The 15,107-nt window shown below is 65.5% G+C and carries 12 protein-coding genes; 4 read left to right on the top strand and 8 right to left on the bottom strand.

The window, feature by feature from the left end; genetic code table 11:
• Positions 1–142 precede the first annotated feature (142 nt).
• The 4 genes from LO55_RS04215 to LO55_RS04230 all read right to left on the bottom strand — a co-directional run bounded on the left by LO55_RS04215 (position 143) and on the right by LO55_RS04230 (position 5,658).
• Positions 143–1,969: a glycoside hydrolase family 15 protein gene (locus LO55_RS04215; protein ID WP_071360551.1), complete on the bottom strand. Its 1,827-nt coding sequence runs from the start codon at positions 1,967–1,969 to the stop codon at positions 143–145.
• The gene (otsB, locus tag LO55_RS04220) at positions 1,966–2,754 is read right to left on the bottom strand and encodes a trehalose-phosphatase (protein ID WP_083415159.1); all 789 of its coding nucleotides are present in this window, start codon (positions 2,752–2,754) and stop codon (positions 1,966–1,968) included. Before otsB ends, LO55_RS04215 begins: the two co-directional genes overlap by 4 nt.
• Complete coding sequence (locus LO55_RS04225; RefSeq protein WP_071360552.1) at positions 2,751–5,012, bottom strand: alpha,alpha-trehalose-phosphate synthase (UDP-forming); 2,262 nt, start codon at positions 5,010–5,012, stop codon at positions 2,751–2,753. Before LO55_RS04225 ends, otsB begins: the two co-directional genes overlap by 4 nt.
• Positions 5,013–5,118: 106 nt before the next feature.
• Positions 5,119–5,658, bottom strand: coding sequence for a hypothetical protein (locus LO55_RS04230; RefSeq protein ID WP_071360553.1), 540 nt, complete (start codon positions 5,656–5,658; stop codon positions 5,119–5,121).
• Positions 5,659–5,781: 123 nt separating this feature from the next.
• Between LO55_RS04230 and LO55_RS04235 the strand changes: the two genes are divergently transcribed.
• Together LO55_RS04235 and LO55_RS04240 are read left to right on the top strand one after the other, a co-directional pair.
• Positions 5,782–6,684 carry a glycosyl transferase family 1 gene (locus tag LO55_RS04235; protein WP_071360554.1) on the top strand — a complete coding sequence of 301 codons (903 nt, stop codon included), beginning with the start codon at positions 5,782–5,784 and terminating at the stop codon, positions 6,682–6,684.
• 429 nt (positions 6,685–7,113) lie between these two features.
• The gene (locus LO55_RS04240; RefSeq protein ID WP_071360555.1) at positions 7,114–7,620 is read left to right on the top strand and encodes a host attachment protein; all 507 of its coding nucleotides are present in this window, start codon (positions 7,114–7,116) and stop codon (positions 7,618–7,620) included.
• A gap of 57 nt (positions 7,621–7,677) precedes the next feature.
• Here LO55_RS04240 and LO55_RS04245 read toward each other — a convergent pair whose 3' ends face one another.
• The gene (locus LO55_RS04245) at positions 7,678–8,427 is read right to left on the bottom strand and encodes an SDR family NAD(P)-dependent oxidoreductase (RefSeq protein WP_071360556.1); all 750 of its coding nucleotides are present in this window, start codon (positions 8,425–8,427) and stop codon (positions 7,678–7,680) included.
• Positions 8,428–8,584: 157 nt separating this feature from the next.
• Between LO55_RS04245 and LO55_RS04250 the strand changes: the two genes are divergently transcribed.
• Positions 8,585–9,490 (top strand): LysR family transcriptional regulator, encoded by a 906-nt coding sequence (locus LO55_RS04250; RefSeq protein WP_071360557.1) that lies wholly within the window; start codon positions 8,585–8,587, stop codon positions 9,488–9,490.
• A 45-nt stretch (positions 9,491–9,535) separates the two neighbouring features.
• The gene (locus LO55_RS04255; RefSeq protein WP_071360558.1) at positions 9,536–10,078 is read left to right on the top strand and encodes a hypothetical protein; all 543 of its coding nucleotides are present in this window, start codon (positions 9,536–9,538) and stop codon (positions 10,076–10,078) included.
• Here LO55_RS04255 and LO55_RS04260 read toward each other — a convergent pair.
• The 3 genes from LO55_RS04260 to LO55_RS04270 form a co-directional block, all read right to left on the bottom strand.
• On the bottom strand, positions 10,059–13,358 hold the full coding sequence (locus LO55_RS04260) for a DEAD/DEAH box helicase (protein WP_071360559.1): 3,300 nt from the start codon (positions 13,356–13,358) through the stop codon (positions 10,059–10,061). The genes LO55_RS04255 and LO55_RS04260 overlap by 20 nt on opposite strands.
• Before the next feature lie 53 nt (positions 13,359–13,411).
• Positions 13,412–13,840, bottom strand: coding sequence for a YgiW/YdeI family stress tolerance OB fold protein (locus LO55_RS04265; RefSeq protein ID WP_071360560.1), 429 nt, complete (start codon positions 13,838–13,840; stop codon positions 13,412–13,414).
• Positions 13,841–13,927: 87 nt separating this feature from the next.
• On the bottom strand, positions 13,928–15,094 hold the full coding sequence (locus tag LO55_RS04270; protein ID WP_071360561.1) for an acyltransferase family protein: 1,167 nt from the start codon (positions 15,092–15,094) through the stop codon (positions 13,928–13,930).
• Between the last annotated feature and the right edge of the window lie 13 nt (positions 15,095–15,107).

The raw sequence follows: 15,107 nt of genomic DNA on the forward strand, positions 1-15,107 counted from the left end.
CTTTTCGCCCCACCGGATGCGGCCTCCAGGCGTAAAGACACCTGCGATACTAACGCATCCGTTGGAAATAAAATAATCAATTTTTGTGGTCAATAGCACAACGATACAGCAGCTGTGCCATTAATAACTTGACCATGCTCCGCTAGACGACGCTATTCCACGATTTCGACAAGCGCATCGCGCAGTTGATCAGGCCGACCATCGAATACGTCTGCGGGAAGTTGCCCCACATCTCGCCGGTGACCGGATGCGTGTCTTCCGACAGCAGCCCCAGGTGGTTGCGCGCCGCCAGCATCGCCTCGAACACCTCGCGCGCTTCCTTCGTCCGCCCGATCCGCGCCAGCGCATCGATGCGCCAGAAGGTGCAGATATTGAAGGCGGTCTCGGGCACGCCGAAATCGTCGGGCGCTTCGTAGCGGCGCATATAGGGGCCGTCGCACAGCGATTTTTCCAGCGCGTCGACAGTGGCGACGAAGCGCGGATCTTTCGGGTCGATGAAATTGATTTCGGCCATCAAGAGCACGCTGGCGTCCAGGTCGCGTCCGCCCAGGCTTTCGGCAAAGGCCTGGCGCTCTTCGCTCCACGCTTCCTTCAGCAACCGGTTGCGGATCAGTTCGGCGCGCTCGGCCCAGAAGGCGGCGCGGTCCGGCAGTTCGAGCACGTCGGCGATCTTGGCCAGGCGGTCGCAGGCGGCCCAGTTCATCAGCACCGACGAGGTATGTACGCGGGCGCGGGTGCGCAGCTCCCACATGCCGGCATCCGGCTCGGCCCACACGCGGAAGGCCTGCTCGCCCACCGCTTCGAGCTGGCGGAACTCGGCATGGCCGGCGCGCCGGAACAGGCGGTGGTCGAAGAAGGCCTGGGCCGCGCCGAGTACGATATTGCCGTATACATCGTGCTGGAAGTGTTCCTGCGCCTGGTTGCCGATGCGCACTGGACGGTGGTTGCGGTAGCCGGGCAGGTGCTCGACGATCGATTCGGGCAACTGCTCCTCGAGACCGATGCCGTACAGCGGCTGGATGTGCCCGCCCTTGGCGCGCGCCACCACATTGCCCAGCCAGCGCAGGTAGTCTTCCATGGTGCCGACCTCGGACAGGCTGTTCAGGGCCCGGATCACGAAGAAGGCATCACGCAGCCAGCAGAAGCGGTAATCCCAGTTGCGTTCGCTGCCCGGGGCTTCCGGGATGCTGGTGGTCATGGCGGCGATGATGGCGCCGGTGTCCTCGAACAGCGACAGCTTGAGCGTGATGGCGGCGCGGATCACGACGTCCTGCCATTCGAGCGGCAGCGCCAGGCGGCGCGACCAGGTGCGCCAGTAGCCGATCGTCTCTTTCTCGAAGCGGTGGGCGGTGTCCTGGATGCCGTCGGCCAGGGTCTCGTCCGGCCCCAGCATGAAGTTCATCGGGCGGTCGAGCAGGAAGAACGATTCGGACAGCACGTAGCTGAGCGAGGCGTCGGTGTTCAGGCGCAGCGTCTGGTCCGGCCCGACGTAGCGGATGTGGTGGCTGCCCTGGGTGATCTCGGGCTGCTTGGCGCCATATTCGAAGCGCGGCCGCAGCTTGATGCGCACGCGCACGCCGGCGCCGAGCGGTTTCACGCGCCGGACCAGCATCAGCGGCCGGAACATGCGGTCGCGGCTCAGGAAGCGCGGCGCGAAATCGGTGATCTCGATGCCATTGCCGGCTTTGTCATACAGGCGCGTATGCAGCACCGCCGTGTTCGGCTCGTAGGCCTGATCGCTGCGCACGACGTCCTCGAGCTCGATGCTCCACAGGCTGCCGTTCTCGCTCGGGTCGAGCAGGGCGTTGAACACCGGATCGCCGTCGAAGCGCGGCAGGCAGGACCATACCACCCGGCCCATGCGGTCGATCATGGCGCTGAAGGCGCAATTGCCGACCACGCCGCAATCGAGGGAGCCCGGCGCATCGTTGACTGCGGTCGACGAGGACTGCTGGTTAACGTCGTTCATGCTGAATCCTTTCCTATGGTTGACGTGGCGGCGGCATGCGCCAGCGCATCGCGCACGGCCTGGCTCGATGCGATGCGGCTGCTGGCCACCGTCGGCCCCGGCCCGACCTTGAGGCCGACGCCGCCGACGCGCTGCACGTGATCGAAGCCCGCTTCGTCGGTGGTGTCGTCGCCGATGAACAGCGGCTGAGCGCCGAGGAACGGCGCCTCGGCCAGGAAGTCGCGGATTGCCGTTCCCTTGCTGACGCCGGCCGCCTTGATCTCGACGATCATCTTGCCTTCCATGAGCAGCAGCCCCAGGCTGCTGCGCACCGCATCCGCCATGGTCTCGACGCACAGCGCCTGCAGTTCCGGCGCCTGGCGATAGTGCAGCGCCAGCGCGCCATGCTTTTCCTCGACCCACAGGCCGGGATGGCGCGCCGCCAGGGCGTGGGCCCGGGTCCGCACCGTGGAAAAATCCGGCGCCGGCAGCTGGCGCAGCACGCCGTCGGCGCCGCGCCGCTCCATGCCGTGCACGCCGGCGGCCGGCAGCACCAGGGGAGCCAGCAGCCGGTCGAGTTCGGCAACCGGGCGGCCCGAGACGATGGCCAGCCGGCCGCCCAGCCGCTGTTGCAGCGCCGCCAGCGAGGCCAGCAACTCGGGCGCCACCACCACCTGGTCCGGGCGCGGCGCGATGTCCACCAGCGTGCCGTCGAAATCGAGGAACAGTGCGCAGTCGGGCGCGGCCAGCAGGTCCAGCGCCGCCTGTTCGTTGGCCGGCATGGTCGCATTCATGTGTCCAGTCATGCGTCCCCCTTGCGTACCCGGTTCTGGCTCAGCGAATTGATCCTGGAGCGCACGCGCTCGCGCTGGCGCAGGCGGGCCGCGTCCTGCAGCATGCGGCCGGCCCAGCGGTAGACGTTGAAGTCGCGCACCCGCACGCGCATGCTGCGCATGCGCTCGCGTTGCTCGTCCTGCGGCATGCGCAGCGCGCGGTACAGCGCCTCGGCGCCCTCTTCGATGTGGTAAGGATTGACGATCAGCGCCTCATGCAGCTCGCGCGCGGCGCCGGTGAACTGGCTCAGGATCAGCACGCCCTGTTCGTCGTCGCGGGCGGCGATGAATTCCTTGGCCACCAGGTTCATGCCATCGTGCAGGCTGGTCACGCTGCACACCTCGGAAGCGCGGAAATAAGTGCGCAATTGTGCTTGTTCATGGTGTTCGGTCTTGAGGATGATTGGCAGGTAGCTGCCGCTGGAAAAGCGCTGGTTGATGCGCTGGGCCAGCGCGCGCACCCGCGCTTCGAAGTTCTGGTATTCGTCGAGCGAGGAGCGGGTGGGCGCCGCGATCTGCACGAAGGTGAACTTGCCGACCATTTCCGGATGCAGCTCGAGCATGCGCTCGACCGCCTGGAAGCGCTCGACGATGCCCTTGGTGTAATCGAGGCGGTCGACGCCGATGCCCAGCAGCTGGTCGGCCGGGAGCGCCAGCGCCTGGCGGATCTCGGCGCGGCAGGCCGCCACGTCGCACTCGCCTGGCACGGGCTCGGGCCAGGCGATCGAGATCGGGTATGGCTTCACCTGGGTCAGTTCGTTGCCGTAGCTGACGGTCGAGGCCTCGTTCTCGATGCGGGTCTCGAGGTAGCGGTCCACGGTGTCGAGGAAGTTCTTGCGGTGGAACGGCGTGTGGAAGCCGAGGATCGTGCTGCCCAGCATGCCGTCGAGGATTTCCTCGCGCCACGGGCAGATGCCGAACGATTCCGGATTCGGCCAGGGGATGTGCCAGAAGGTGATGATGGTGGCCTTCGGCAGCACCGCGCGCACCATGCGCGGCAGCAGCGCGAAGTGATAGTCCTGCACCAGCACCACCGGGTTGTCGGAACGCGCCTCCGCGATCACGGCGTCGGCGAAGCGCTGGTTGACCCTGACGTATTCGGCCCAGTCGGACGAGCGGAACACCGGCCGCACGTGGGCGATGTGGCACAGCGGCCACAGGCCCTCGTTGGCGAAACCGTAGTAATAGCCCTGCTCTTCTTCCTTCGACAGCCAGACCCGGCGCAAGGTATAGCTCGGGTTCTCGGGCGGCACGCGCACATGGTCGTTGGCGTCGACCGTGGCGCGGTCGGCCGAGCCGGCGCCGTGCGCGATCCAGGTGCCGGAGCAGGCGCGCATCACCGCTTCGACCGCCGTCACCAGGCCGCTGGCCGGGCGCTGCACCTTGACGCCATTGGATGTGTTGACGTGAATGTAGGGCTCGCGATTCGATACCACCAGGATCTCGTCGCCCGCCAGGTCCTGGTTCAGCAAGGTCTTGAGCGTGTCGGCGCCCCAGGTCTGGGATTCGACGCCGCTGCCCTGCAGGTCGCGGTTGTATTCGTTGAGCAGTGCGCGCAGTTCGCTGGCCAGCGGCGCGATTTCCGGCGGCATGTCCTTCGAGGCGCGCGGCGACAGCTCGCCGCGCAGCATCTCGCGCACGCCGTTGAGCCAGCCGTGCCAGCTCAGGTGCGCGATCAGCACGGTGATCAGGGAGATGGCGCCCGCCAGCACGACGAACAGGCCGACGATGTATTTTTTGGTGTCTTCGCTGCGCCGCTCGATGAAGCTCATGTCCTGCACCAGGATCAGGCGGCCGGCGGAGATGCCGTCCTGGGTCAGCTCACGGCTCGAGACATGGACCGGCCCGCGCGGCAGGCGCACGACCGGATTGGCGTCCTCGCCCTCCGCCGCATTGGCGCCCTGGCGGCAGCCGAGGGACTCCGGGTAGGTATCGGTCTTGTAGCGGAGGGTTCCGTCGGGATCGCAGAAGGCGAGCGCATACAGGCGTTCGTCCTGGATCGCACGGCTGAACGCGTCGTTGATGCGCGCGGAATCATTGTCCTCAAGGTAGTTGAGCAGCGGCTGTTGCAGCGTGCTCGATACCAGCTGGGAACGTGTATCGAGATCCCGTACGAACCAGCGTACGGTGAGATTTTCCATCCATGGAATCGCGAAATAACCGAACAGCGCCAGCACCAGGGCCAGCGGAACGATGAAGCGCATGGATAGTTGTACCGATCTGAACCGCATGAAGCTCCTTCAAGATAGGACGACATCGCCGACCGCTTGAGTATAGCTATTTGCAAATTATCACGTCGCAACGTTGCGCACTGCAACATACGGCCAGATCCACCATTTATCCCGGTACGCGCTGCAGGACGAATTCGGCGCGCGGCCTGGCGTGGCGCTCCAGGCGATAGGTCAGGGTCTTGCCATCCTCGCTCAGGCTGACGGTCCAGACGTTCGTTTCCGCGCCGGGCACGAGGTCGGCGGTGTATTTGTCCGCCTGGAACGCCTGGGAGCGCGCGGTGCCGCCCTCCTTCGCCATGCCGCCATACATCGTGACCTTGTCCGGCGTGCCGTCCGCATGGCGGTGATCGTGGCGCAGTTCCAGCCCCGCTTGCGGGCGGGTGAAGATCCAGGTGCGCGAACGGTCTTCGCCGACCTGCACCGGCATGCGGATGTCGGTCGGGCTGCAATGGACCTGGGTCGAGATCTTCTTGCCGGCGAATTCATTGTTCGGGTCGACCGCATACGATTGCGCACCTTCGAAGCGCTGGCCGCACATGCCTTGCAGCGTCGCCATGAACTGATCGCGCGAATCGCTCGGGGCCGGGGTGGCGGCGCAGCCGGCGATCAGGGTGGCGGCGGCAATGACGGGAAGGATGGCTTTCATTGGATTCCGGTTGTTATTGAACGAATAGCAAGAGTAACACGGCAGGGCTTGCAAAAATCCTGCTTGCTTCCTCGCTTATATTCCTTGCACACTGACATCTCCCACATGCAAGATAGGATCACGATGTCCGTTTCCCTTACCGTGCGCCGCACCGGCGCCCTGCTCTTCGCCATCTCCGCAATGAGTCTTTCCCCGCTGGCCTGCGCCACCACCATCCTCTTCGTCGGCAACAGTTTTACCTACGGCGCCGGCGCGCCGGCGGTCAACGGCTTCCGCCCGCACACGGTGAGCGACCTGAACGGCACGAAGATCGGCGGCGTGCCGGCGCTGTTCAAGGCGATGACGGAGCAGGCGGGACTGGACTACGAGGTGAGCCTGGAAACGGAAGGCGGCGCCGGCCTCGATTTCCACTACAAGCACCGCCACGGCCTCATCGTGAAACCGTGGGATATCGTGCTGCTGCAAGGGTATAGCACGCTGGACCAGGACGCGCCCGGCGACCCCGCCAAGCTGATCCATTACAGCGGCCTGCTGGCCCAGGCTTTCCACCAGCAAAATCCGCAGGTCGACGTCCGCCTGACCGCAACCTGGTCGCGCGCCGACCAGACCTGGCTGCCGAGCGGCGTCTGGTACGGCAAGCCGATCCGGCAGATGGCGCTGGACGTGCGCCGCGGCCATGACGCGGCCCATGCCGCTTCGCGCTTCATCAGCGGCGTGATTCCGGTCGGCGAAGCATGGAACCGCGCGATCGCCAGCGGCGTGGCCGCCGCCAATCCCTATCACGGCATACCCGCCGGCCAGGTCAACCTATGGGGAGACGACGCCTATCATGGCAGCGCCCATGGCTATTATCTGGAAGCGCTGACCATCTTCGGCAGCATCACTGGACGCGATCCGCGCTCGCTCGGCGCCGGCGACGCGATCGCGCGCGAGGTCGGCATCGACGCGCGCACCGCCGCCGCCCTGCAAGACATCGCGGCGGAACAGCTGGCTTCCGAGAAAGTCCCGGAACCGGCCCTGCCCTGACGTTTGCCACGGCCCATTCGCCGGACACACAAAAGAGAACGCCACCTGGACGGTGGCGTTTTCTTTTGTGCGACCAACATGCGTCAGCCGAAAATGAAGTACAGGATAACGAGCACGACAGCAGGAATACCCAGCAGCCAACCGATGAAATACTTACCCATGATGAACTCCTTCCAATGCTTGTTGACGATGGATTCATGATGCCGCGCACGAACAGTACGGTCGGTTAGCTACAGCACGCCCGAAGGAAATTGATTTCGCGCCTGTTTCGATGGAGCAAGTCACGCACGCCAGAGAAGGCGGTGCGCCGGGCATTTTCACGCAGGGCTATACTGAATCATCACTTGTCGCCATGCAGAAGTCCTGGCTCAACATTATCGGGACGATGTAGCGGGCGATTGCCATCACACCATTTTTACAGGGGGTAATATGCCAACAACCTGGACGATCGCAGCCAATGCCGGCCGTGCACGCATCTTTTCCGACGCCGGTAACGCGGCATCCTTGCAAGAGGTCGAAGACCTGGTCAATCCGGCCGCGCAACAGCGCGAGCTGGACATTGTCACCGACAAGATGAGCCCGCGTTCCGCGCAGAACAGCGGCCACAATATCGGCGGCGGACAGGGCGGCGGATTCCAGCATGCCGCGCCTGCCGGCGCGCAAGGCAACGATTACCAGCCGGCCGTCACGCCGACCGAGCACGAGACGCAGAAATTCGCCAAGGATGTGTCGAACTACCTGCAGCAGGCACACCAGGCCGGTCGCTTCGAACAGCTGGTGGTATCGGCGTCGCCCGAGTTCCTGGGCGTGCTTCGCTCGACCATCGACCCGCAGCTCAAATCGCTGATCAAGCGCGAAGTCAACAAGGACTACACGCGTTCGAACGGCCAGGAATTGCGCGCGCAGCTCGACGCGCACCAGGACAAATCGGCGTAAGCAGTCGCCGCGCCATGCAAAAGGCCCGCCCCGGTGGCGGGCCTTTTGCATGGCGCCTCAGACCTGGACCATGCCGCCGTCGACGAACAGCTCGATGCCGTTGATGTAGCTGGCGGCGTTCGAGGCCAGGAAGGTCACGGCCTTGCCGATTTCTTCCGGCTCGCCCAGGCGCCCCATCGGCACTTGCGCGGCCAGGTGGTCGAACAGGCCCTGGCGGCCGGCGTCGTCGACTAGCCCGCCCAGGCCCGGGGTGCGGATCGGACCGGGACTGATGACATTCACGCGGATGCCGCGCTCCTTCAAGTCCATCGCCCACGAGCGGGCGAAGTTGCGCACCGCCGCCTTGCTGGCGCTGTAGACGCTAAAAGCCGCCGTGCCCTGCACCGAAGTCGTCGACGCGGTCAGGATGATCGCGCCGCCGTCCACCAGCAGCGGCAGCGCCTTCTGCACCGTGAACAGCAGCCCGCGCACATTGGTCGCGAAGATGCGGTCGAAGTGTTCTTCGGTGATGGCGCCGAGCGGCATCATGTCGCCGCCGCCGGCATTGGCGAACAGGATGTCGAGGCGGCCCGTGTCGCGCGCGATCTGCGCATACACCTTGTCGAGGTCGGCCAGGCTCGACGCATCGGCGCGGATGCCGGTGGCGGCCGGGCCGATTGCCTCGACCGCGGCGTCCAGCTCGTTCTGGCGGCGGCCGGTGACGTAGACGCGCGCGCCCTGGGCCGCGAATTCGAGCGCCGTCGCCAGGCCGATGCCCGAGGTACCGCCGGTGACGAGGGCGATCTTGCCGTTCAGTTGGGTGTTCATGGTATGTCCTTTCAGTAGTCGGGGTCGGTTGTGTGCCTGTCGCGTCGCGAAGGCATGGATAAACTTTAACGACCGCTCGTTTATTGATAAATCCTGAAAAGTGAAATACATTATTTACATACGTAGATAATGGAAACGCTTTTCGGGAAGGACAACCTTGGACCAATTCGTCGCCCTGCGCGCCTTCGGCCGCGTGGTGGAAGCCGGCAGCTTCACCCGCGCCGCCGATTCGCTGAACATGCCGAACGCCACCTTGAGCAAGCTGGTGCGCGAACTGGAAACGCACCTCGGTGTGCGGCTGCTGCAGCGGACCACGCGCCGCGTCACGGTCACACCGGAGGGGCGCGACTACTACGAAAAGACGACGCGCATCCTGTCCGACCTGGAAGAGATCGACACCTCATTCGATATCGCCCGCAGCAAGCCGCGCGGCCAGCTGCGCATCGACATCGGCTCGTCGACGGCCAGCGACGTGCTGCTGCCGGCGCTGCCCGAATTCCTGGCGCGCTATCCCGACATCCGGATCGAACTCGGCGTTTCGGACCGGGCCGCCGACCTGATCGCCGACAACGTCGACTGCGTCATCCGCGGCGGCGCGCTGGACGACTCGTCGTTGGTGGCGCGCAGCATCGGCCGGGCCACGATGGTCACCTGCGCCGCGCCGTCCTACCTGAAGCAATTCGGCACGCCGGCCTATCCGGACGAACTGAAAAACGGCCATCGCCTGGTCAGCTATGTCCTGACCACGAACGGGCGCGCCCTGCCGTTCAGGTTTGCACGCGGCGGCGAGAGCGTAGAAATCAAGGTGGAGCACCGCGTCGGCATCAATGAAAGCAACGCGCACCTGGCGGCTGCCGTGGCCGGACTGGGCATCGTCCAGACCTTCAGCTATTGCGCCGGCAAGCACCTGCGGGATGGATCGCTGGTCGAGATCCTGGCCGACTGGCGCCCGGCCGGCTTTCCCTTCCATGTGGTGTATCCGCAGAGCCGCCACCTGACGCAGCGCCTGCGCGTGTTCATCGACTGGCTGACGGAGCGCTTTCCGCAGCGTGTCAGTGGATGAACGGACGCGGTTGCCGGTCATGATGCTCTGCGGTACGCTTGCCCGATGCACATCAGTGAACAACCGACCCATACCCTCGATCTGCGCGTGCGCGAGCTGCAACAGCTGTTCAATTCGCTCGATCCAGCGCCTTTCCTGAACAAGGACCTCGACCACGCCTGCGAGGCATATATCGAGAACTGGGCGCTGTCGCTGCCGCCCGCCAGCCGCCTGCACCTGAACATCCACGTCGAACAATTGCCGCCGGTGGGACAGGCCGGCGACATGGTCGCGGACGCGATCCACAACTACTACGGCTACAAGGTCGAACTGGTGCGCGGCGAACTGAAGCAGCTGCTGCGCCAGGGCCGGATCAGCCTGGCGATCGGCCTGGCCTTCGTCGTCAGCTGCCTGTTGCTGGCGGCAGCCATCGAGACGTTTTCCAGCGGTCACTTTGCCAGGATTGCGCGCGAAAGCCTGACCATCATCGGCTGGGTGGCGATGTGGCGGCCGGCCCAGATCTTCCTGTACGACTGGTGGCCGCTGACGGGGCGCATCAAGGTGTTCGAAAACCTGCGCTTCGCGCGCGTCAGCGTGGTGCAGGACTAGCATCCAGGGAAAAGATGGCGCGCAAGTCGTCCGCCTGCAGACCCGGCGCCAGTTCGGTCTCTTCCTCATTGCTCAGCACTGCGTCCGCCAGCTCGCCCTTGCGCCACTGCAGCTCCTGGATTTTTTCTTCCAGCGTGCCGCGCGCGATCAGCTTGTAGACGAAGACCGGCTGCTGCTGGCCGATGCGCCAGGCGCGGTCGGTGGCCTGGTTCTCGGTGGCCGGGTTCCACCAGGGGTCGTAATGGATGACGGTGTCGGCCGCCGTCAGGTTGAGACCCACCCCGCCGGCCTTCAGGCTGATCAGGAACACCCCGACCTGCCCCTGCTGGAAGGCGGCGACCGGGGCGGCGCGGTCGAGCGTGCTGCCGGTGAGCTCGACAAAATCGGCGCCGCGCTCGCGCAAGGCCGCGCCGATCAGGGACAACATGCTGGTGAACTGCGAGAACACCAGCACCTTGCGGCCCTCGCTGAGCAGGGTATCGAGCAGCTCCATCAGGGTGTCCAGCTTGGCCGAGCCGGTCGCGCTCGCTGGTTCGACCAGGCGTGGATCGCAGCACACCTGGCGCAGCTTGAGCAGGGCTTCGAGGATCACGATGTGGCTGCGCGCCAGGCCCTTGCGGTCAATCTCGGAGCGCACCTTGCGGTCCATCGCCACCCGCACCGTCTCGTACAGGTCGCGCTGCGCGCTGCCCAACTCGACCGGCAGCACAATCTCGGTCTTGGGCGGCAGCTCGGTGGCCACCTTGTCCTTGGTCCGGCGCAGCATGAAGGGTTTGACCCGGCGCGCCAGGAAGTCCTTGCGCTGCACGTCGCCGCCCTGTTCGATCGGCTTGCGGTAATCGGCCTTGAAGGATTTTTCGTCGCCCAGCAGGCCCGGCATCAGGAAGTTGAACTGCGACCACAGTTCGCCCAGGTGGTTCTGCACCGGCGTGCCGGTCAGGCACAGACGGTGACGGGCGTCGAGCAGGCGTGCGGTCTGGGCTGCCTTGGTGCGGCTGTTCTTGATGTACTGCGCTTCATCGAGGATCAGGAGGTGGTAGCGGTGCCGGCGCAGCGCGTCTTCGTCGCGGCCCAGCAGGGCGTAGGTGGTCAGCACCAGGTCGTGCTCGCCGATGGCGTCGAACTGCGCGGCGCGCTCCTTGCCGTGCAGGAGCAGCACCCGCAGGCCGGGCGCGAAGCGCGCCGCCTCGGCCTGCCAGTTCGGCATCAGGCTGGTCGGCGCCACGACCAGGGCCGGCGCATCGAGGCGTCCGGCCTCTTTCTCGAGCAGGATGTGGGCCAGGGTCTGGACGGTTTTTCCCAGCCCCATGTCGTCGGCCAGGATGCCGCCGAAGCCGTATTCGCGCAGGAACTGCAGCCAGGCCAGGCCGCCCAGCTGGTAGGGCCGCAGGGAGGCCTGCAATCCAGCCGGCGGCGCGACGGCCTGGATGCCGCCGAAACTGTCGAGCTTGCGGCCCAGTTCGCGCAGGCGCTCGCCGCCGATCCAGCGCAGCCGCGCGGCGCGTTCCAGTTCGGCCAGGCGCGCGGCGTCCATGGCCGGCAGGCGCACCCCATTGCCCAGGCGCTCGCCGAAATACAGCTCGCCCAGGGCGGCCAGGATCGGCTTGACGCGGCCCCACGGCAGGGCGACGCGCTCGAAAGAGTCCAGCTCGACCAGCAGTTCGTCGTCGTCGCCGCGTGCGGCCAGCGCCGCCGCGGCGAAATTGCCGGGCGCGGCGCGCACCATCTGCACCAGCAGCGGCAACAGCGCGTGGCGCTCACCGCCGACGACGATGCCCAGCTCCAGCGAGAACCAGCCATTGCCGCCCTCGCCTTCTTCGTCCAGTTCGGCGTAAAAGTCGTCGACTTCGGCCAGGTCGTAGCGGTAGTTGCCATCGAAATCGATCTCCCATCCGGCCGCACGCAGGCGTGGGATATCACGACGTGCGAAAGCGACCCAGGCCGCCTCGTCGCCCAGTTGCAGCGCATCGGGCAAGTCGGCCAGCGGGGAACCGGCTGGCGGCGCGCGGAAACCTAGATCGGCCAGCATGGCGGCTGCCTCCGCTTCGGCGGCGAAATCGCGCTCGATGAGCTGGACGACGCCATCGTCCACCGTGCGCAGGACCGGCTCGCCCACACCGTCCGTGCTGCATCCGTCGTACTCGAAGTAGGCAATCGCGTAGTCATGCCAGATCAGGTCCCGGCCCCGGTCGGTATATACGCTGTCGAGGAGCAAGCAGGGGGTGGGGACGATGTCGCTGCGGCGCCGCGTCTCGATTGCCTGTGGCAGCGGAACGAAACGGTCCAGGCCGAGATCGGCAAGGCGCAAGGCCATGTCGGCGCGCTGCTCGGGGTGCAGCGCGGGCGACTCGGCCGCCACGCTCACCAGCAAGGCCGGAGGAAATGCCGCGAGCGACGGCGGCAAGGCCAGCTCGCCAAGCATGTCATCCTCGAGGTAGTACGGCGGGTCGGTCGGCAGCACCGCATCTGGCGCGCCGGCATCGTCGAACTGCCAGCCCAATGTCACGGCATCGCCGAATTGTTCGGCGGATCGCCAGCACAGGCTCGCTTGGCGCCGCGGCCCGGGCCGCATGAGATAGACCCTTCCCCGCCGCATGTCGTCGTCCGACCAGCCAAACAGCAGCCTTCCCGCGCTACACAAGCGCCCAAGCAACTGCGCGCCGATCGGCCCCGATGGTGCGGCGCCACTGGCGACCATCGGGCCTGCCTTCAACGCCACGAACAGCCGCAGGAACTCCTCGTCGCCAGGCAATGCCGGGGAGCCGATCATTGCATGAATATCGTTGATCGGTAGGCTGGTGGAAATATCGCCGTTCTTGCGCCGGCGCGCGAGGCGCACGTGCAGACGCGGGGCGCCCGTGGCCGGGTCAGGCGCCAGCACCCAGGCCAGGTCCGATTCGGAGGCGTCGCCGGAAGATGCGTCCACGGCGGCCGGCAAGCTCGCCAGCTGCTGCAGCCAGCGCTCGGACTGCGCGGCTACCGCTTGCGGAGACCTGACAGCCGCCACCGCATCCAGGTCCGCCAGCAGCACGGCAACCACATGCTTGCAGTTATAGCTCATGGGACAACTACAACTGCCCTGGAAGCCGATATCGCCTCGCTCGGCGTGGAAACGGATGGTCTGGCGGTACAGCTCGTTGCCACTGCCGCTGACTTCGCCGACGAGGCGGTCGCCGTCGCGGCGCGCCGCCCGCACCATGCCTTTGCGCGCGTAGTCTTCCCCTCGCTGCAGCGTGCCGGCATCGAAGCCGTGTTTCAGGTCGGCGTGGTCGTAGTACATGGGCGATGTGACGTGGCGGTCGAACCCCCATTATCGCCCATGCCGCCCGCTTCTTAATTGCTCACGACCTTGATCTGCTCGACGTCCAGCTTTGCTTCGCCGAACATCTCCTTGTCGAACTCGCCGGTCAGCTCGACCGTGGTGTTATGGTCGACCGTCACGCCCTGCGGGAAGCGGTCGGCGTCGATCTCGACGGTGATCTTGCCGCTGGCGTCGGTGAACTCGTAGTCCTCGTCTCCCTTGTGGCTGGTCAGCTTGCCTTTCAGGCGCACGTACTGGTCGTCCTTGCCCTTGGCCAGCAGGTCTTTCGCGGTCATCAGCGGCGCGCCCGACGGGCCGGTATAGCCCGATGGCGCCGGCTTGGCGGCCGGTGCGGCGGCAGCTGCTGGGGTTGCGGCAGGGGCGGCGCCATTCTGGGCGACGGCGACGGCCGAGCCGGCGAACAGTGCGGCGATGCAAGAGAACTGGAAGAAGCGTTTCATGGTCGGTCCTTTGTCTGGTCTGTTGGGTTCGCCTGCGCGTCCTTGGCAGGCACAGGCGCATTACAACGGCCGGACATTAAACCGATCTTAAGAGGCCTGGAGACGCTGGCGTTTGCCATTGAGCAGCACCCCGATGAAGGTGTTACGCACGAACAGGTGATAGGTCAGCAGGCAGGCGACTGTCGTGACGATAAGATTGAGCGTCATCTTGGCGAGGGCCCCCAGCGGCAAGCTGTATACCATAGCGCCGAAGCCGATCGTTCCCAGCATGTGCACCAGAAATACCCAGTACGAACTCTCGGACACATAACGCAGCAAGCGGTTCTGGTTCGACACATAGCGCAGGAACAAGCCGATCAGCGCGAAGCTCCACAGCCAACTGGCCAAGTTGTAGAAGAAGGCGATCCACATCTCGACGTTGGGCACCGTTCCCGGCCTGGTGACGAAGGCGATAAACAGGCCGAGTACGCCTGTGAACACGACGCCGCCGGCAATCGCGTTGCGCCAGCCACTGCCTATGAGCCGTGGGAACAGCGCGTCCTGGTGCCGATGTGTGAGTAATCCGAACACGAAGAACAGGCCGTTGTGCACGACCTCGGTCGCTTGCGGGATGAAAGAGCCGCTGGAAGCGAGCATGCCGGCCCGGTAGCCTGCGCCGACGGCTGCCAGCGGAATCGTAAGCACCAGGGCGCCCCACCAGTGCGTGGTCAGCGCTGTGAAGACACGGTCGACGAGGCCTTGCAGTCCGGCGGGCGCCTTGGCCCACAGCGGCGCCAGCGCCGCGGTCAGCACGCAGAACCAGATCAGGTAATAGATGAACCACATATGCATGGTGTTGAACGGTGTCGCGTCGGCGCTCTTGTTCACCACCAGCCGCAGATCGATGCCGACCGTCCCGCGCGCCATGATGTGCAAGTAGACGAGCATCAGGACGGTGGTGCAGATGATCAGGATCGGCCAGAAGATCGCGAACGGCAGCAGCAGCCGCCGCATGCGGTGCCTAAGCATGCCCAGCGCCCCCCGGCGCGCGACAAGGAATGCGACGAAGAAGCCCGCCAGGATGAAGAACACCGGCATCCGAAAGGCGTGGATGAACATCAGGACGAAGTCGGCCAGTGGTGTTGTCTGCGAATCGCGCCATGGCAGGGGCGATTGACCGGTCGTATGGTTGAGGGCGACGTGGAGAACGATGCCAAGCCACATCATGATTGCGCGAAGATTGTCGAACGCGTGCAGCCGGCCAGGTTGGTCCATGGTCGCTTTCAGT

This window comes from Massilia timonae, from assembly GCF_001866515.1.
Taxonomy (GTDB): Bacteria; Pseudomonadota; Gammaproteobacteria; order Burkholderiales; family Burkholderiaceae_D; genus Telluria; species Telluria timonae.